The sequence below is a fragment of the Staphylococcus sp. GDY8P57P genome (genome assembly GCF_017892585.1).
Lineage (GTDB): Bacteria > Bacillota > Bacilli > Staphylococcales > Staphylococcaceae > Staphylococcus > Staphylococcus borealis.
This window is the reverse complement of sequence record NZ_JAESLK010000170.1, coordinates 221-444: the sequence shown is the minus strand read 5'-3', so window position 1 is coordinate 444 and position 224 is coordinate 221. Positions and strand designations below refer to the sequence as shown.

Annotated in this window: 1 pseudogene; it reads right to left on the bottom strand. The window is 35.3% G+C overall.

Annotated elements, in window-relative coordinates:
- Positions 1-224, bottom strand: a pseudogene (locus KA878_RS14175) (class I SAM-dependent methyltransferase); the annotation flags it as partial.

Sequence of the window (224 nt, the reverse complement as noted above, 5' to 3'; positions counted from 1 at the left end):
GGATGGGTTTCGTATTTATTTGCTTAAGGATATTTAAATCGTATTGAGGGCGGTCGTAGTGATTAATTGAAATACTTTGCTTTATATTTTCACTCTCTGCTAACATCGTGTCTCCTAAAGTATGATGCGCGTGATGATTTGGTATATCACTATAATCTGTAAAAGCATCCTTGCCATAATCTCCATCGATATTAATGAGTGTAGCATTTGGTTTTAAAACGCGT